At 35.2% G+C, this 18,884-nt stretch carries 18 protein-coding genes; 12 read left to right on the top strand and 6 right to left on the bottom strand.

Annotated features, from left to right (window positions below; all coding sequences use genetic code 11):
* Positions 1-38 precede the first annotated feature (38 nt).
* The 11 genes from JJL45_RS01645 (at position 39) to JJL45_RS01595 (ending at position 12,514) form a co-directional block, all read left to right on the top strand.
* Positions 39-752, top strand: coding sequence for a pyridoxine 5'-phosphate synthase (locus JJL45_RS01645; protein WP_068601135.1), 714 nt, complete (start codon positions 39-41; stop codon positions 750-752).
* Complete coding sequence (locus tag JJL45_RS01640) at positions 752-1,513, top strand: alpha/beta fold hydrolase (RefSeq protein ID WP_068601137.1); 762 nt, start codon at positions 752-754, stop codon at positions 1,511-1,513. The genes JJL45_RS01645 and JJL45_RS01640 overlap by 1 nt, the downstream gene beginning before the upstream one ends.
* 26 nt (positions 1,514-1,539) lie before the next feature.
* Positions 1,540-1,881: a phage holin family protein gene (locus JJL45_RS01635; protein ID WP_068601139.1), complete on the top strand. Its 342-nt coding sequence runs from the start codon at positions 1,540-1,542 to the stop codon at positions 1,879-1,881.
* A 214-nt stretch (positions 1,882-2,095) separates the two neighbouring features.
* Positions 2,096-3,424, top strand: a complete 1,329-nt coding sequence (tig, locus tag JJL45_RS01630; protein ID WP_068601141.1) for a trigger factor — start codon at positions 2,096-2,098, stop codon at positions 3,422-3,424.
* Positions 3,425-3,563: 139 nt separating this feature from the next.
* Positions 3,564-4,238 carry an ATP-dependent Clp endopeptidase proteolytic subunit ClpP gene (gene clpP / locus JJL45_RS01625; protein WP_067145023.1) on the top strand — a complete coding sequence of 225 codons (675 nt, stop codon included), beginning with the start codon at positions 3,564-3,566 and terminating at the stop codon, positions 4,236-4,238.
* A gap of 73 nt (positions 4,239-4,311) precedes the next feature.
* Complete coding sequence (gene clpX / locus JJL45_RS01620) at positions 4,312-5,544, top strand: ATP-dependent Clp protease ATP-binding subunit ClpX (RefSeq protein WP_067145022.1); 1,233 nt, start codon at positions 4,312-4,314, stop codon at positions 5,542-5,544.
* Between the two features lie 179 nt (positions 5,545-5,723).
* On the top strand, positions 5,724-6,233 hold the full coding sequence (locus JJL45_RS01615) for a transcriptional regulator (RefSeq protein ID WP_317191976.1): 510 nt from the start codon (positions 5,724-5,726) through the stop codon (positions 6,231-6,233).
* 6 nt (positions 6,234-6,239) lie between these two features.
* Positions 6,240-7,367, top strand: a complete 1,128-nt coding sequence (locus JJL45_RS01610; protein ID WP_068601143.1) for an efflux RND transporter periplasmic adaptor subunit — start codon at positions 6,240-6,242, stop codon at positions 7,365-7,367.
* A gap of 12 nt (positions 7,368-7,379) precedes the next feature.
* Complete coding sequence (locus JJL45_RS01605; protein WP_068601145.1) at positions 7,380-10,514, top strand: efflux RND transporter permease subunit; 3,135 nt, start codon at positions 7,380-7,382, stop codon at positions 10,512-10,514.
* 2 nt (positions 10,515-10,516) lie between these two features.
* A complete protein-coding gene (locus tag JJL45_RS01600) occupies positions 10,517-11,938 on the top strand; it encodes an efflux transporter outer membrane subunit (RefSeq protein WP_068601148.1) in 1,422 nt (473 codons plus the stop codon).
* Positions 11,939-12,118: 180 nt separating this feature from the next.
* A complete protein-coding gene (locus JJL45_RS01595; protein WP_068601150.1) occupies positions 12,119-12,514 on the top strand; it encodes a hypothetical protein in 396 nt (131 codons plus the stop codon).
* A gap of 27 nt (positions 12,515-12,541) precedes the next feature.
* Here the strand turns inward: JJL45_RS01595 and JJL45_RS01590 are convergent, their stop codons facing one another.
* On the bottom strand, positions 12,542-13,543 hold the full coding sequence (locus JJL45_RS01590) for an NAD(P)H-dependent glycerol-3-phosphate dehydrogenase (protein WP_067145017.1): 1,002 nt from the start codon (positions 13,541-13,543) through the stop codon (positions 12,542-12,544).
* Positions 13,544-13,676: 133 nt separating this feature from the next.
* Here JJL45_RS01590 and JJL45_RS01585 point away from each other — a divergent pair, with 133 nt between their 5' ends.
* The gene (locus JJL45_RS01585) at positions 13,677-14,609 is read left to right on the top strand and encodes a nicotinic acid mononucleotide adenyltransferase (RefSeq protein WP_068601152.1); all 933 of its coding nucleotides are present in this window, start codon (positions 13,677-13,679) and stop codon (positions 14,607-14,609) included.
* Between the two features lie 141 nt (positions 14,610-14,750).
* Here JJL45_RS01585 and JJL45_RS01580 read toward each other — a convergent pair whose 3' ends face one another.
* The 5 genes from JJL45_RS01580 to mgtE all read right to left on the bottom strand — a co-directional run bounded on the left by JJL45_RS01580 (position 14,751) and on the right by mgtE (position 18,880).
* Positions 14,751-15,149, bottom strand: coding sequence for a hypothetical protein (locus JJL45_RS01580; protein ID WP_068601154.1), 399 nt, complete (start codon positions 15,147-15,149; stop codon positions 14,751-14,753).
* A 186-nt stretch (positions 15,150-15,335) separates the two neighbouring features.
* On the bottom strand, positions 15,336-15,914 hold the full coding sequence (gene nadD, locus JJL45_RS01575; protein ID WP_068601156.1) for a nicotinate (nicotinamide) nucleotide adenylyltransferase: 579 nt from the start codon (positions 15,912-15,914) through the stop codon (positions 15,336-15,338).
* 13 nt (positions 15,915-15,927) lie between these two features.
* Positions 15,928-16,518, bottom strand: a complete 591-nt coding sequence (gene gmk / locus JJL45_RS01570) for a guanylate kinase (protein WP_067145013.1) — start codon at positions 16,516-16,518, stop codon at positions 15,928-15,930.
* A gap of 38 nt (positions 16,519-16,556) precedes the next feature.
* Entirely contained in the window at positions 16,557-17,414 is an 858-nt protein-coding gene (locus JJL45_RS01565; protein WP_068601158.1) for a YicC/YloC family endoribonuclease, read from the bottom strand.
* Between the two features lie 92 nt (positions 17,415-17,506).
* A complete protein-coding gene (gene mgtE / locus JJL45_RS01560; RefSeq protein WP_082935829.1) occupies positions 17,507-18,880 on the bottom strand; it encodes a magnesium transporter in 1,374 nt (457 codons plus the stop codon).
* Between the last annotated feature and the right edge of the window lie 4 nt (positions 18,881-18,884).

Here is an 18,884-nt window from a genome sequence, read left to right as displayed (position 1 = left end):
CTGTTCTACTTTGTATTTTTGCTTTTTAAAACGGATTTATGACAAAGTTAAGTGTTAACATCAATAAGATCGCAACGTTAAGAAATTCACGTGGTGGCGATGTGCCAAATGTGGTAGGGTTTGCAAAAGACGCCCAGCGTTTTGGGGCCGAAGGGATTACTATTCACCCTAGACCCGATGAAAGACATATTAGATATCAAGACGCGCGCGATTTAAAACCAGAGGTCTACACCGAATATAATATTGAAGGAAACCCAGTAGAGTCGTTCATGAATTTAGTTCTTGAAGTTAAACCCACACAGGTTACACTTGTTCCAGATGCGGTTGATGCCATAACCAGTAATGCTGGTTGGGATACGATTAAACATAAAGATTTTTTAATTGATGTGATTCAGGAGTTTAAAAATAACGGCATTCGAACGTCTATTTTTGTCGATCCTGTTTTAAAGCAAATTGAAGGCGCTAAACTTACAGGAACCGATCGCATTGAATTATATACCGAAGCTTTTGCACATCAATATGGTTTAGGAAATAAAGCGGCCATCAAACCCTATTTTGAAAGCGCGCAATTGGCAAACGAACTTGATTTAGGAATCAACGCTGGACACGATTTGTCTTTAGAAAACATTAAATTTTTTAAGGATGAAATTCCTAATTTATTAGAAGTTTCTATCGGTCATGCCTTAATTACCGAAAGCTTGTATTTAGGGGTAGAAAACGTTATTCAAATGTATTTAAACAAACTTAAATAATGCTATTACATTCAACAGTTTTAGGTGAAGGAAAGCCTTTTGTTATTTTACACGGATTTTTAGGTATGAGCGATAACTGGAAAACCTTAGGGATGCAGTTTAGCGAGGCAGGATATGAAGTGCACTTAGTTGATCAGCGTAATCATGGACGTAGTTTTCACGATGATGCATTTAGCTATGAAGTACTTGCTGAGGATCTAAAATTTTATTGCGAACACTATAATTTACAAGATATCGTGCTTCTTGGGCATTCTATGGGCGGAAAAACAGCTATGATGTTTTCTACACTTTACCCAGAATTGGTGTCTAAATTAATTGTTGCCGATATATCACCTAGGTTTTACCCGGTGCATCACGATTCTATTTTAAACGGATTAAGCGCTATTAAGTTTGATGAAGTTAAGAGTCGCGGACAAGTAGATAAGGTTTTGAGTGACTATGTTCAGGATTTAGGAACCAGACAATTTCTACTTAAAAACTTGTATTGGGTTGAAAAAGGACAGTTGGGTTTACGTATTAACTTAGAGGTGCTTCAAAATGAAGTTGCCGAAGTAGGTGAGGCCTTGCCAAGTCATGCGACATATAGTGGTGATACCTTATTTTTACGAGGCGATCGCTCAGAATATATAGGTGTGGGTGATGAGCGTATTATTAAAACACATTTCCCTAAAGCAAATATCGTTACGATTTCTAACGCAGGTCACTGGTTACATGCTGAAAATCCAAAAGATTTTTATGCTGAAGTGATGAAGTTTGTGTAAATTGTAGGAATTTAAATTCTAAAATCATGAAACTTATTCTAAAATGGTTATTAACTGCTGCTGCCGTGTTTCTATTGGCAAATTTTTTATCTGGTGTCACTGTTGATGGTTATACTACAGCGCTTATAGTTTCGGTTATTTTAGCAGTGTTAAATCTTTTTGTGAAGCCCATTTTGGTAATTTTTACTTTACCGATAACGATTTTTACCTTAGGCTTATTTTTACTTGTTATCAATGCTATAATTATACTTCTGGCAAGTAATCTTATTAGTGGGTTTCATGTAAATGGTATTTGGACTGCTATTATATTTAGTATTCTATTGTCTATTCTAGAATCTATACTCCATTCGCTTATAAAAGAGGATTAAATCACTCTAAAAATCAAGCTCTTAAAAACTTTGTCAGGATATAAAAATATATTATTTTTGCATCCCGATTTTAGTAGCACAAACTCTACGTGTATTCACTCTTAGAGTTTTCCATTGAAATTATCAGGCTCGTTAATTCGGGGATCTATTAATTTTAGGTTTTACAAAAAACCTTATTGTTAAATGCCTAATTTAAGGCTTTATATCATTTAAAATGAATATTACAAGAGAAAACGTTGATGCATTAAATGCTGTTGTTAAAGTGGATATCGCTAAAGAAGACTATAGTGATAAAGTTGAGAAAATCTTATCAGATTACCGTAAAACAGCAAACATTCCAGGTTTTAGAAAAGGACATGTGCCAATGGGCATGGTTAAAAAGCAGTATGGAAAAGCTGTTTTGGTTGATGAAGTGAATAAATTATTACAAGACGCTTTAAACAAATATTTAACTGAAGAAAAATTAGATGTATTAGGGCAACCATTACCAAAAGCTCAAGAAGGTATTGATTGGGATTCTGATAACTTTTCATTTGAATTTGAATTAGGACTTGCACCAGAATTTGATGTAGAGTTAAAAGGTAAAAAAGCCATCACACAATATAATATCGTTGCTGATGATAAAATGATCGACGAGCAAATTGAGCGTATTCAAAAGCAATACGGGAAATTAGTGTCTCAAGATGCTGTTGAAAAAGACAGTGAAATCACTGGAACTTTTACTAACGAAGAAAAAGAAATCGATAATACGGTAACTTTAACTCTAGATAAATTCAAAGGTAAAGCTACTGCAAAACAATTTGTAGGAGCTAAAGTAGGTGATGTTATTGCTTTAAAAACTAAAGGTCTTTACGATGATGATCACGAACTTATGCATGCTTTAAAATTAAGTCATGATGATGTTCACGGTTTAGATATTGAAGTAAACTTTACCATTACTGAAATTAACGAACGTGAGTTAGCTGATTTAGATCAAGAGCTTTTTGATAAACTTTTTGGTGAAGGTGAAGTAAAATCTGTTGATGAGTTAAAAGCTAAAATCAAGGAAGACGCTGAAAAACAATTCGCTCAACAAGCCGATCAAAAGTTATTAAACGACGTTACTGAATATTTAGTTGAAAACACAAAATTCGATTTACCAGCTGAGTTCTTAACAAAATGGATGCAAACTGCAGGTGAAAAAGAAATTGATGCCGATCAAGCTAAAGAAGAGTATGAGAAATCTGAAAAAGGTTTACGTTACCAATTAATTGAAGGAAAATTAATTACCGATAATGACGTTCAAGTAACAATGGACGATATTAAAAATCATGCTATAGAAATGATTAAAGGGCAAATGGCTCAATTTGGTCAATTAAACCCTTCAGATAAAGAGTTAGAAGATATCGCAGCACGTGTGCTTGGAAACCAAGATGAAGCACGTCGTATTTCTGAGCAGTTAATCAGCCAAAAGTTATTAGCTGTTTACAAAGAAAAAGCAAATCTTAAAGTAAAAGAATTGAGTTACGAAAACTTTGTTAAAGAAGTTTACGGTGACAAATAAATAAAAGAATAATTGTTTATCTTTAAGCGCTTAAACCGGAAGGTTTAAGCGCTTTTTTTTAAACGAAAAGCTTATTTTAGTGATTTTCATGGTATTTGTTTGAAAATCAAGATCACATTAAATAATAAGAAAGAAAACTATGGATTACGCAAAAGAATTTGAAAAGTTCGCGATAAAAGATCAAGGGATTAGCAGCACCTATTACGATAAAATTATTAGTAGTATGTACCCGCAAAATCTGACTCCAAATATTATAGAAGAGCGCCAAATGAATATTGCTGTTTTTGATGTATTCTCTCGATTAATGATGGATAGAATCATTTTCTTAGGGACAGGCATTAACGATCAAGTGGCGAATATTGTGCAAGCACAATTGTTGTTTTTAGAAAGCACCGATGCTAATAAAGATATTCAAATTTATATCAACTCTCCAGGAGGAAGTGTGTATGCTGGTTTAGGTATTTATGATACCATGCAGTTTATTAAACCGGATGTGGCAACGATTTGTACAGGAATGGCAGCATCTATGGGGGCTGTGCTTTTATGTGCAGGAGCTAAAGGGAAACGTAGTGGCTTAACACATTCCCGTGTTATGATTCATCAGCCTTTAGGTGGTGCACAAGGTCAAGCTAGTGATATTGAAATTACAGCTAGGGAGATCTTAACTTTAAAAGAGGAATTATACCAAATCATTAGTAAGCATTCAGGGCAGGATTACGACAAAGTATATCAGGATAGTGATCGTGATTACTGGATGAAAGCGGATAAAGCTAAGGAGTACGGTATGATTGATGAGATTTTGGCCCGTAATTAAATAAAAATTTGTAATTTTAAATAATTGTTACCTAAGGGTTTATGGAATTTGAAATCCTCTCAAAATAAAATTAATGGCAAAAGAAGAATTAGAATGTTCGTTTTGTGGTAGAAAAAAGCCAGAAACAAATCTGCTTATAGCAGGTCTAGATGCGCACATATGTGATCGCTGTATAGAGCAAGCGCATGGCATTGTTTTGGAAGAATCGAAGCAGAGTGACAGTAGTGATTTATCTGCAGAATTAAAACTAAGGAAACCTCAACAAATCAAGAATTTCTTAGACGAATATATTATCGGTCAAAATGTGACTAAAAAAGTCATGTCTGTAGCTGTTTATAACCATTACAAGCGTTTATTACAACCGGTTACCAATGATGATATAGAAATCCAAAAGAGTAATATCATGATGGTTGGTCAAACAGGTACAGGAAAAACCTTAATGGCTAAAACCATTGCAAAAATGTTAAACGTACCATTGGCTATAGTCGATGCTACAGTTTTAACAGAGGCTGGTTACGTAGGTGAAGATGTTGAAAGTATTTTAACCCGCTTATTACAAGCTGCCGATTATAATCTTGAAAAGGCAGAAAAGGGTATCGTTTTTATTGATGAAATTGATAAAATTGCGAGAAAGAGTGATAATCCTTCCATAACACGAGATGTGTCTGGTGAAGGGGTGCAACAAGCTCTTTTAAAACTTTTAGAAGGTACGGTAGTTAACGTGCCACCAAAAGGCGGAAGAAAACACCCAGATCAAAAATTTATCGAAGTAAATACTGAAAATATTCTATTTATCGCTGGTGGTGCTTTTGATGGTATTGATCGTGTTATTTCTAAACGTTTGAATATGCAAGCTGTTGGCTATAGCGCATCGATTTCTGAAGATGTCGTTGATCAAGATCACTTATTACAATATATTATTCCAAAAGACTTAAAGGATTTTGGTTTAATTCCTGAAATTATTGGGCGTTTACCTGTATTAACGTATATGGATCCATTGGATGCAGAAACCTTAAGAGCCATTCTTACACAACCTAAAAATGCTATTATTAAGCAATATAAAAAGTTGTTTACAATGGATGATATTGAGTTTTCTATTACGGATGGCGCTTTAGATTTCATCGTAAATAAAGCTATCGAATATAAATTAGGAGCAAGAGGTTTACGTTCTTTATGTGAAGAAATATTAACCGATGCGATGTTTGAATTGCCAAGTAGTAAAGAAAAAACGTTGAATGTAACTAAGGCTTATGCCGAAGAGAAATTAACAAAAACAACATTAAAGAAACTAAAAGCGGTTTCATAAAACGTTGTCTAAAGTATATTGAAAAAGAGACTATCTATAAAAGGTAGTCTCTTTTTTTTTGTTTAACATTTTATTAACTTCATTTTAGTTCGGTTTGTTTCGAACCAATATTATATTTGTAGCTTAATTTTGCTGCTTCGTATCAATGTTATTAATCATGAAAGCAGTTTAAATAATATATGATGAACGATAATGTTTGTAAGGATAAAATGATCCTGGTAGAGAAATTCGGGGTGTTTTTGGAGAAGCGAGAACAGTTAGCACCCGTAGCAGCTCGCATCTTTGCTTATATAGTTTTAACTGGGAAATCGGGGACGACATTTGATAATCTTGTTCAGGTTTTATGTGCCAGTAAAAGCACAATTTCTACAAATCTCAATCATTTGCAAGATTTAAAAAAAATTGAATACTTCACTAAAACAGGAGATCGCAAAAAATATTTTAAAGTCAATGATAATAGCATTCTGCAAAAAATTGATGAGATGATTTTTAATTGGACCGAAGAGCGAGAAATTCACACCGAATTAATGAATTATAAGAAGACTATTAATGCTTTAGATACAGTGCCTCATGAAGAAAAATTTGATCTAACCATACACAATGATTTTGTTCATTTTATAGATAACGCTACGTCTGCAATAAACGACTTAAAAGAGAAAATAATTAAAACGCAATCCAAACTCAAATAATGTAATATGAAAAGAAAGCACACCTATAAATTAATCCTTTTTTCGGCCTTTCTCGCGGTTGTTGGCTGTGGTAAACAAGAAAAAAAGGAAGTAGCTCAAGGGCCACCACCATCTATTCCAGTCATTCAATTAACTACAAAAACAGTTACTGGTTTTAAAGAGTATCCTACAAATATTGAGGGGGTAATTAACAGCGATGTTAGAGCAAAAACGGCTGGTTATATTCAAAAGGTTTTAGTAGACGAAGGTCAGAAAGTAAAAAAAGGTCAGGTGCTTTTTAAACTTGAAACGCAAGCTTTATCGGAAGATGCTGGTGCGGCAAAAGCCCGCGTTAATGTGGCTCAAGTTGAGGTGGATAAATTAGTTCCTTTGGTGGAAAAGAATATTATTAGTTCGGTACAGCTAGAAACTGCTAAAGCCAATTTAGCTCAAGCCAAAGCTAATTATAGCAGTATTGCAGCAAATATAGGATACGCTACTATAAGAAGTCAAGTTGACGGACACGTTGGAAGGATTAATTTTAGAGAAGGAGCTTTAATTAGTCCGAATGATGCTACACCACTTACCACGGTTAGTGATATTAAAGAAGTGTATGCCTTTTTTAGCTTAAATGAAACCGAGTATTTAGATTTTTTAGAACATGCCGAAGGTAAAAGTTTAGAAGAAAAATTATCTAATTATGCCGAGGTGAATTTAATTTTAGCTAATGGTTCCCTTTATTCCGAAAAAGGTCAGATTCAAACCAGCTCGGGACAAATCAATCAGAATACTGGTACGGTAAGTTTTAGGGCCGTTTTTGATAATCCAAATCAGTTATTAACCAATGGGAATAGTGGAAAGATTCAAATTCCAACGGTTTACGAAAATCATATCGTGATTCCGCAAGAAGCGACTTTCGAGCAACAAGGGAATATTATGGTTTTTAAACTCCAAGAAGGTAATAAGATTACAACAGCCATGATTGAAGTTAAAGCGGCCATAGAACATTTATATGTTGTAGAGTCTGGACTGCAAAAAGGTGATAAAATTGTAATGTCTGGCGTTGGGAAACTAAGAAACGACATGGCCATTACCCCTCAAGAGGTTCCTTTCGAAAAGGCCGTTAAGCCGATTGCAAAATTATTTAGAAACTAGAAACTTATATCCATGTTAAAAACATTTATTGAAAGACCTGTACTGTCTACGGTGATTTCTATTATTATTGTCATGCTTGGGTTAATAAGTATTTCAAGCTTGCCTATTGAACAGTATCCGGATATTGCGCCTCCTACCATTAAAGTTTCGGCTTCCTATCCTGGTGCTAATGCCGAAACGGTTTTAGAAAGTGTTATCATTCCTATTGAAGAACAGATTAATGGTGTTGAAGGGATGACTTATATCACCTCTACTGCATCAAATAATGGGACAGCCGATATTACCGTTTATTTTGATCAAAATACGGATTCCGATATCGCTGCTGTAAACGTTCAGAATCGTGTGTCTAGAGCAAATTCTTTGTTACCTCAAGAGGTGAAGCAAATTGGTGTAACTACCCAAAAGCAACAAACAAGTGCATTGATGTTTGCTTCCTTGTATTCCGATAACGATGATTACGATGCCACTTTTATTCAGAATTATTTAAAAATTAATGTCATTCCTAAATTACAACGTATTAATGGTGTTGGTGATGTGAATGTATTCTCTCAACAGGATTACGCCATGCGTATTTGGTTGAAACCAGAAAAACTAGCCGCATACAATTTAATACCTTCCGACATTACAGCCGTTTTACAAGAACAAAATTTAGAGGCTGCTGCTGGTGCTTTAGGAGAAAATAATGGTGAAGCGTTTTCATATATCGTAAAATACAGCGGACGATTTAAAAATGAGAGTCAGTATAGCAACATGATTATTAAAGCTCTAGGGAATGGTGAATTTCTACGCTTAGCAGATGTGGCCGATATCGAATTAGATGCACAATCCTATTCCTCGGGTGCGCAAAGTTTAGGGAAGCCCGCTGTTTTTATGGGGATTTACCAAACCAAAGGTTCCAATGCTCAGGAAATTATCGACAACATAAAAATAACCATGGTGCAAATTAAAAAGGATCTGCCTAAAGGGTTAGATATTTTTACACCTTATGATACCAGTTTGTTTTTAGGAGCTTCCATTGAAAAAGTTGTACATACCATTTTTGAAGCCTTTTTGTTAGTTTTCTTCGTGGTATTTATCTTTTTACAGGACTTTAGATCGACATTAATTCCAGCTATAGCCGTGCCAGTATCTATTGTAGGAACCTTTTTCTTCCTCAATGTATTTGGGTTTTCAATTAATTTATTAACCCTATTTGCTATTGTATTGGCAATTGGGATTGTTGTTGATGATGCTATTGTTGTTGTTGAAGCTGTTCATGCCAAAATAGATGAAGGTGAGAAAAATCCGAGAAAGGCAACACTCGACGCCATGCATGAAATATCAGGGGCTATTATTTCTATTACCCTCGTTATGGCGGCTGTATTTATTCCTGTAACCTTTATTCAAGGGCCAACTGGGGTTTTTTATAAACAGTTTGGAGTCACCTTAATTATTGCCATTCTTATCTCTGCTGTTAATGCCTTAACGCTAAGCCCCGCTTTATGTGCCTTACTTCTAAAATCTCATGATGAGGAAGCGCTTAAAGATAAAAATGCCTTACAACGTTTTTATACTCTTTTTAATCGTGGTTTTAATGCGACAATTTATAGATACGGACAATCACTTCAGTTTTTATATAAAAAGAAATGGATATCGGTTGTGCTAGTTATTATTGCGGCTGTTGGTATTATTTGGGCTTCTAAAACAACACCTACAGGGTTTGTGCCTAATGAAGACCGCGGCATGGTGTTCGCCAATATCGAATTGCCAGCAGGAGCTTCTTTAGATAGAACCAACGAAATTATTCAAGACCTTTATGGTAAAACAGAAGGTTTACCTGGTGTAGAAGGGGTGTCCTTTGTTAGAGGCCGAAGCTTATTAAGTGGTTCAGGTAGTAATTACGCTATTGGTTTTATTAAGTTAGATGATTGGTCTGAACGAGAAGATCCATCACTTTCTACACAGGCTACCATTGGAAAACTATTTGGAATTGCATCAACCGTTCCTGGGGCTAATATTATTTTCTTTGCACCACCAAGTATTCAAGGTTTTGGAAACTCAGCTGGTTTCGAAGTAAACTTGTTAGATAAGTTTGGAGGCGATTTTGCCGAGCTCGATAAAACCAACCAAGAGTTTATTGGAGCTTTAATGAAGCATCCTGAAATCCAGTATGCGCAATCGGCTTTTAATACCAAATATCCGCAGTATGAAATGGATGTTAATGTACCGCTAGCTAAAGAAAAAGGGGTGCCTATTAATAGTATTTTTGCTACTTTACAAGGGTATATTGGAGGGGTTTATGCTTCCGATTTCTCTAGATTTGGGAAACAGTTTCGTGTATATATTCAGTCGTTACCAGAAGATAGAGCTGATGTGTCTTCGTTAAATAGCATGTATGTTAGAACGGATAAAAACGAGATGACTCCTATCACACAGTTTGTTACTTTAAAACGAGTATATGGGCCACAATCGGTAACTCGTTTTAATTTGTCTAATTCAACAACCTTAACTGGTGCAACCAATTCAGGTTTTAGTACTGGTGATGCCATCCGTGTGATTGAAGAGGAGGCTTCAAAACTGCCTAATAATTACGAAATCGCTTACTCTGGTTTAACCAGAGAAGAGGTTAATGCCGGAAACCAAACAACTTTTATCTTTATACTAAGTATCTTGTTTGTATACTTTTTATTATGTGCTCAGTATGAAAGTTATATTTTGCCACTAGCCGTGGTGCTTTCTTTACCTTTTGGTGTTTTTGGAGCATATATTAGTACCAAGTTTTTAGGTTTAGAAAACAACATTTATTTTCAAATAGCCTTAATCATGCTTATTGGATTGTTAGCCAAAAATGCGATTCTTATTGTGGAGTTTGCCTTGCAACGCCGCCGAAAAGGGGCAACTATAGTCGATGCTGCGATAGATGGTGCAAAAGCCCGTTTACGACCTATTTTAATGACCTCATTTGCCTTTATTTTAGGATTGATGCCATTGGTTTTAGCTAAAGGTGTTGGTGCTGCGGGAAACAATTCTATTGGAACAGGTGCAGCTGGGGGTATGCTAATTGGTACCATATTGGGGCTGTTCGTTATTCCTATTTTGTTCATATTTTTCCAATGGTTACAAGAAAAAGTATCTAGTAAACCACAAATTCAAACAACCGAAGACTAATTATGAAAGTGATTAAAGAACCAAAATATTTACATAGGGCACTACTTCTAGTTGTTGTGTCATTGACGCTTCAAAGTTGTTTTGTTGCTAAAAACTACAAGCGACCAGAGGTTATAGAAACCGAAACAGACAGCTTGTATAGAACTGATAATTTGCCCGTAGATAGCTTGTCGATGGCTGATGTTTCTTGGAAAGAGGTTTTTACAGATCCATATTTACAACAATATATTGAAGAAGGGCTGTCTAACAATATAGATATCCGTATCGCCATTCAGCAAATTATCGCAGGCGAAGCCTATATGAAACAAGGTAATGCTGGGTATCTGCCTACTTTAAGTGCCGGAACGTCTGTAACGCACCAAGAATTGGCCAAAAACAGTCAGTTTGGTAGCTTTTTTAACGGTGCCATCAATCAGTATGAAGCCGTTGCTACACTGTCTTGGGAAGCTGATATATGGGGGAAGATTCGTAGTAACAAACGTGCTTTTCATGCAAGTTATTTAAAAAGTGTAGCAGCACACCAAGCTGTGAAAACTAAATTAATTGAAAGTATTGCAACAACCTATTACACCTTGGTGGCTTTAGATGCGCAGTTGGTTGTAACTAAAGAAACGGTGGACACTCGTGAAAAAAGTGTGGTCACAATTCAAGCTTTAAAAGATGCAGGTGAGGTTACTCAAGTGGCGGTAGATCAAAACATTGCGATATATAATAATGCTAAAGCCATTCAGGTTGATATTGAACGGGAGATTTTTAGAACCGAAAACGCTCTTAGTATATTATTAGCTAGAGAGTCGCAACAATTTGAACGAAGTACCTTAGATGCACAAAGTATAACAACGCCTATAAAATTAGGTGTTCCTTATTTGTTGCTAAGAAACCGTCCGGATGTCGTGGCGGCCGAAAGTCAGTTCATTCAGTCGTTTGAATTAACCAATGTGGCTTTAACGAATTTCTATCCTTCATTAACTTTAAGCGCTTCAGGAGGTTTTCAAAGTTTAGAGTTTGATAATTGGTTTAATACCAATTCTTTGTTTGCTAATATTGTGGGTGGTATTACCCAGCCGATATTTAATCAGCGTAAAATTAGAACCCAATATGAAGTGGCTCAAGCTCAGCAAGAAACAGCTTTGTTAAATTTTAAGCAAACGTTGCTGGTGGCAGGACGAGAAGTTTCAGAGGCTTTGTATACCTATAATGCCGAAACGGAAAAACTGGAATACCTCGATAAACAGGTGCAAGCTTTACGTCGTGCCGAAGTGAATTCCGAAGAATTATTAAATAACGGTTATGCTAATTATTTAGATTTATTAGTCGCCAGACAAAGTGTATTAACTTCAGAATTAACAAGTATTGAAAATAAACTAGATCGATTAATAGCTATTGTTAATTTATATAAAGCCCTTGGTGGCGGATTGAATTAACATTTTTTTGATTATTCATTAATTGTGTTATGAAGCAAGTCATTATTAAAATGGCTTGCTTTTTTATTTGTTTTTTTAATGGAGATTTAAAATTTCAAAGTTATTGGAATAGTGTTTAAAATTGTTTTTCAAACGCTATGAAATTGAATCTTCTACAACGGAATTTATTATTTTTGCAAGATGAAAGAAGATATCAAAATCCCTAAAGTTGAATCTGTTTACATAGCAGTAGTTAACGAATTCAACGACATTTATAAAACTCAAGATTGGAACGCATACATCATAAATGATAAAGAAGTCGATTTGGAGATGGTTCTTATTGTAACAAGTGGGTATTCTGAAAATAAAACGACTTCCGTTTTTAGAAAGAAGATAGATGTACTACCTAAAAAAAGTTACGCCAAAATAGAACTGATGCAGGAAGAACTTTTTGCTTTAAATAACACGTTTAAGGTGACTTTTTTTGAAGGCAATCAAATGTATGATAAAACGTATTTGTTTAGGAAAAACAGCATTAATTTGAAAGCTTTACAGCCCGTGCCGCTCATGTCGGTAAAAGGTGTGCTGGTAAAATAACCGATTCCTGCTTTCGCAGGAATCTTGTTAATCTAATTTCTCGGTAAGTTTCGTAAATACTTTCTTCGGATTTTTATTTTCATATAAAATCTCGTAAACCGCATTAATGATTGGCATTTGTGTTTTCTTGGCGTTTTTAAGGTTGAGTTCATGCGCGCTCTTGGTGGCGTAATAACCTTCAGCAACCATGTTCATTTCCATTTGCGCCGATTTTACGGTATAACCCTTACCAATCATATTACCAAACATACGATTTCGGGAAAACACGGAGTAGCCTGTAACCAGTAAATCTCCCAAATACGCCGAATTATTAATGTTACGCTTCATTTTATGAACTTTTTTAATGAAACGTTTCATTTCTCGAATCGCATTACTCATCAAGACACTTTGGAAGTTATCACCGTAACCTAAACCATGGGCAATTCCGGCAGCTATAGCATAAATGTTTTTAAGCATAACGGCGTATTCCACACCAATGACATCATCGGTTATTTTTGTTTTTATATAGTCGCTGCTTAAACTATTGGCTATGGCCTTGGCTTTACTTTGGTCGGCACAAGAAATGGTGAGGTATGACAAACGCTCTAAAGCGACTTCCTCGGCATGACAAGGACCAGCAATAACGGCTATGTTTTCATAAGGTACTTGATAGATATCATGAAAATGCTCGCCTACCAATAGTTCTGTTTCAGGCATAATACCTTTAACAGCCGAAACGATAATCTTGTTAGAAATATCTACTTTCAGTTTTTCTAATTCACTATGTATAAAAGCAGAGGGGATTACGAATATAAGAACATCGGCATATTCGGCAATTTCATTAATATCATTACTGAGTTTGAGTTGTTCTAAGTGAAACTCTACAGAACTTAAGTAATTGGGGTTGTGTTGTTCGCGTAATAGGTGTTCTTTCGTATAAACGCTACGCATATACCAACCAATTTCATTTAAATTTTCAGAAAGCATTTTTACAATGGCAGTCGCCCAACTTCCTGCTCCGAAAACGGCATATTTTAATGGTTTATCCATGAAATTTCTATCTAATTTCTGAGTCAAAAATACATAAAAAAATAATGATGAGGTTGATTTTGGAGGTTAAGCCTTTGTAATTTTGGCATGTGTTTTGAATTTAATCGTTTTGAAATCCTTAACTTGTTTAGATATGAAAGCGATAAAATTATTTTTAGTAGTTATATTAAGTGGCGTTTTTTTTACGTCCTGTGACAGCGTACGAGAGGACATTGATCCTGGGATTTCATTAAATCAGTTATTAGGGTCTTACGAGTTATGGTATGTCGATATTAATGCCACCTTAGGTTATGGTGAAACCCCTTGGTTGCAAAAGGCTTTTACCGTGTCATTTCGTAACGGCGTGCTTTACGCTAATAATAATATCGCTGGTATTGGTGTTACAGGCAATGGTTTTGGAATTGATGTTGGCTATTACGATGCTTATGAAATGATTTTAGATGTAGACCATGATATCGATGGGTTTTCTACCTACGATGTTTATCAAATTTCTAATAATCGCATTGAATTGCATAACCCCGATAACAATACTTCTTATTTTTTAGGTGGCTACCAACGATCTAATTTTGACTATGATTTTGTATTTTATGATAACATTCATTATTTCTTACAGGATTATGAAGCTTGGGAAAAAATATATACTAGCAACACAGGCGCTGTTAATCCATTTGATGCAGAAAATTATCTACGCTTTATAGCTGGAGGAAATGATGAAACGTTCCAGAGTTCCCAGGACCCTACAGGATTAAATCCAAATCGCGTTTATTGGGATTATACTGGTGCTTATGGCGTAGGTGATGTGGCTAATGATTTCTATTTAAAAACTTTAACATTAAATTATGATCAGTACGGCAATGAGTTTTTTGAATTGCGCGTTATAGATGACGTGACCATTTCGTTGTATCAGCCATCGTCTAATACAACTTATAGATTTGCCGGTAGAGGTTATATCCAATACATAAAAGCAACAGATACCAAAACAGGTAAAACAGTCTTAAAAGAGAAGAAACGTAAGTTTAAAAAAGAAAGAAAAGATAACCCGCGAGTTAGTTCAAGGGTTTTATAAGAGTTTTTTTGGTTGGTTATTTAGTTTGAAACCGTTTAAAGTCCATAGCTTTGAGCGGTTTCTTTTTTTATGTGAAATAGAGGGTATTTGGTTGCTAGAGGTAAGAGAACGAGAGAGAATGTTTTTTTGAGCTGGTCGTGTTTACGATTCAATAGAGTATATGGCAGAATTATTACCGTGTGTTAAGATGTGCTTTAGATTTTCATATTTTGAAATATGAGTCACCGACCAATAGGTGGTCCATAAAGCTAGGAGGAAGAAAACAGTTATTCCAATTTTAAAGTTGAAAAAGGCGATAATAGCACTTAAAACGATGTTGCACATGAGGTTTAATAAAATAGCTCTTCTAATACTCATTTTAAGAACGCCAGTAATAAAATTCCATGTTACTAATTCATCTCTAATTATAATCTTATTCGGATTTTTGAAATCCATGAAAATGCGATGACTATAATCCATGATGATGGTTAAAGTTTTGCCTTTACGTTCGTACTTATAGTCAAACTTTTCTAAAAAATCGGCCGTATTATCTATGTTCATTTAATCTTTTTCTTAGCACTGCTCTTGAGAATTTGAGACTATGACTAAATTAATAGATTAAAAGTATGTTCTATACCAAACAGTAAGGTTAATAGAGTGTTAATTAATTGTAAAGTTTTTAAACAAATAAGCTTTTTGTTGAATATTGTTCAAAGTATTAATGAAATTGATAAATATTGTAAGGTTTTACCTGTAAAAATTCATTTCATCCATATATTCCCAAACGTGTTCAGGAAGCATGGGTTGGATGTTTTTGCCATCGGCAATTGATTTTCTTATAAATGATGATGACAATTGCATGATAGGGGCATCAATGTGTATGATTTTTTCATGGCCATCAAACTGTGTTTCTACTTTGTTTTCAGAAATTCTCGGGTACACATAAATAAAATGGTTTTCAAGAATAAGTTGGTAGTTTTTCCATTTGTGAAAACTCTTTAAGTTGTCTTCGCCCATTATCAATGAAAATTCTTTATTTGGATACTTTTCTTGTAAATACACTAAAGTATTAATGGTATAATTGGGTTGAGGTAAGTTAAACTCAATATTGCAAGCTTGTAATTTCTGGTAGGGTTCTGTGGCTCGATATACCATTTCTAGGCGGTGGTGATTTGCCAGCAGTGTTTTTTTCTCTTTAAAAGGATTATGCGGGGTCACAACAAACCATACTTCATCTAAATTACTATATTCTGAAATGTGATTCCCAATAACCATGTGTCCGATATGAATCGGGTTAAAAGAACCAAAGTACAATCCAATCTTCATTTACAAAAAATGACTATGAGTTAATAAAATCGCTAATTTTTTGATGCGCTTCTTCTAAGGCATGTTCTAGGGTGTCGTTAACCACAATGGTATCAAATAATGGTGCTGTGGCCAACTCGGCCGAAGCTTTTGCAACACGCATATTAATTTTATCCTCGGTTTCGGTTTTACGTTTTTTTAAACGAATTTTTAGCTCATCAACACTTGGTGGTTTAACAAAAATAGCTAAGGTTTCATCGGGGAACTTGCGTTTTATACGGAGTCCTCCAGAAACATCAATATCGAAAATAACGTTTTTTCCTTTGGCCCAAATGCGTTCTACTTCAGATTTTAAGGTGCCATAAAAATTATCGCGATACACTTCTTCCCACTCTAAAAAATCGTCATTTTTAATGTGTTGCTTAAAGTCGTCTGTCGATAAAAAATAATAGTCTGTTCCATCGATTTCGGTGCCGCGTTTAGCTCTAGAGGTGGCCGAAATAGAAAACTCTAAATTTAAAGATTCTTGACCAAGCAAGTGTCTTACAATAGTTGTTTTACCAGAGCCCGATGGTGCTGAAAATACAATAAGTTTCCCTTTTTTTGTTTCTTGTTGTGCTGTCAAACCTTAATGTTTTTATGGCTTAATATATTTTTATACCGTTAAAGAACGTTTAATAATTGTTCTTTAATTTTCTCCAATTCGTCTTTCATTTGAACCACTAACTGTTGCATAGGGGCGTAGTTACTTTTCGAGCCTATAGTGTTAATTTCACGACCCATTTCCTGACTAATAAAACCTAATTTTTTTCCGTTAGAATCTTTAGAGTTTATGGTTTCAGTAAAGTAGTTTAAGTGGTTTTTTAAACGGACTTTTTCTTCGGTGATATCAAATTTTTCGATGTAATAAACCAGTTCTTGCTCAAAACGGTTTTCATCATATTTTTCTTTTAATTCTTCAACCCCTTTTAATAAGCGTTCACGTACACCTTCAACACGTTCAGGATCCATAGCAATCACTTTTTCCAAAATGTTTTCAATGGTACTGATGCGTTGATTGAAGTCTTGTTCTAAAACTTTTCCTTCATTTAAACGGTAGTTGTTTAGGTCGTTTATGGCGTTTTCAATATGAGTTTCAATACTTTTCCATTCGGTTTCGTCAATTTCCTCCCTTACAGTATTTAGGGCATCGGGAAAACGCACGGCCATTTTAAGTAATTCGATATCATTGCCATCCACAACATTTTTTAACTGCGTCATGTACTGTTTTACAACAGGGACGTTTATCTGTGTAGACGTGTCTTCAGCAGTTGTTTCTATATAAATTGAAAAATCAACCTTTCCTCTCGTTAATTGATCGGCTAAAACTTTTCGAATGGCAAGTTCCTTTTCACGATAAATCGAAGGCATCCTAGCATTTAAATCTAAATTTTTACTGTTTAAAGATTTCAGTTCAATCGTTACTTTTTTAGTAGGTAATTGCAATACAGATTTTCCGTAACCCGTCATCGAATATATCATATGCTGAAGTATTAAGTTACGCAAAGGTAATTAAAACCATAGGTATAGGAAACAGTTAAATGTAGTAAAAGGGCATCAAGCCATAAATTGGGTTAAAACCCTAAAATGAGCTTAGCAATTAGAAAGTAAATAAAAATGCCGAAAACATCATTGCTCGTGGTGATAAAAGGCCCTGTGGCTACGGCTGCATCGACCCCTTTTTTATCTAAAAAGATAGGAATAAAAGTACCGATAAGTGCTGCCATAATAATAACGGTAATTAAAGCGACACAAATGGTTATGGACTCTAAGTAGGTGGTTTTAAAAACAAAGTGGCTAATTAATAACACGATTGCCGCAATAGCAATTCCATTAACAAGTCCTAAGGCAAATTCTTTTAATAAACGGCTAAAAATTTTACCATCAATACTGTTATTGGCTAATCCCTGAACCACAATCGCAGACGATTGAACGCCTACATTTCCTGCGGTAGCTTGAATTAATGGAATAAACATAAGCAATGCTGGATATTTTAGCATGGCATCACTAAATCCATTTATAATACTTGCAGCACCAATACCTCCAAACATCCCAATTAATAACCAAGGTAATCGTGCTTTAGTAAGTTCCCAAATGCTATCGTCATGTTCAACATCACTGGTAATACCTGCCGCTAATAAGTAATCCTCTTCGGCTTCCTCTTTCATGACATCTACAATGTCATCAATGGTGATTCTTCCTAAAAGGGTGTGGTTGTCGTCCACTACGGGAATGGCTTCCAAATCGTATTTCTGCATGATTTTAATAACCTCTTCAGCATCATCATGAACATTAACAAAATCTACATTTGAAATATAGATATCGGCTATTTTTTGATCATTTTTTGCAACAATCAAATCTTTTAAAGAAAGCCTACCAACGAGTTTTTCTTGCTTGTCCACCACATAAACCGAGTGTACACGAGTTACTTCTTCAGCCTGGCCACGAATACGTCGTAAACAGCCCGCAACGGTCCAGGTATCGTAAACTTTTACCAGCTCCTTTGCCATTAAACCACCAGCTGTATCTTCATCATAGGCTAAAAGCTCTCTAATTTCGGCACGATGCTCGATGTCCTCAATATTAGAGATTACTTCTTGTTGGCGCTCTAAGGGCAGTTCGGCAATAATATCGGCCGCATCATCGGTGTCTAGTTCTTCGACCTCTTCGGCGATTTCTTTGGCTGAAAGATTTTTTAAGACCTTTTCACGGTTGTCTTCGTCCAGCTCCATAAGAATATCGGAGGTGGTTTCAGAATCCAGAAGTTTAATCACATACATGGCGTCTTCTAGATTTAATTCATCTAGAATTTCGGCAATATCAGCGTAATGAAACTCTTTTAAAAGCTTTTGTAGTTCTTTGTTGTTTTGTTGTTCAACAAGATTTTCTACCTGCTCAATAAGGGCGTCGGTTAGTTGAAATTGTATGTTTTCTTTTTCTTCTGCCAAATTA

The organism is Tamlana sp. s12, from assembly GCF_016767215.1.
GTDB classification, from domain to species: domain Bacteria; phylum Bacteroidota; class Bacteroidia; order Flavobacteriales; family Flavobacteriaceae; genus Pseudotamlana; species Pseudotamlana agarivorans.
The sequence above is the reverse complement of the archived record's forward strand: the minus strand, read 5'-3'. Positions and strand labels throughout refer to the sequence as shown.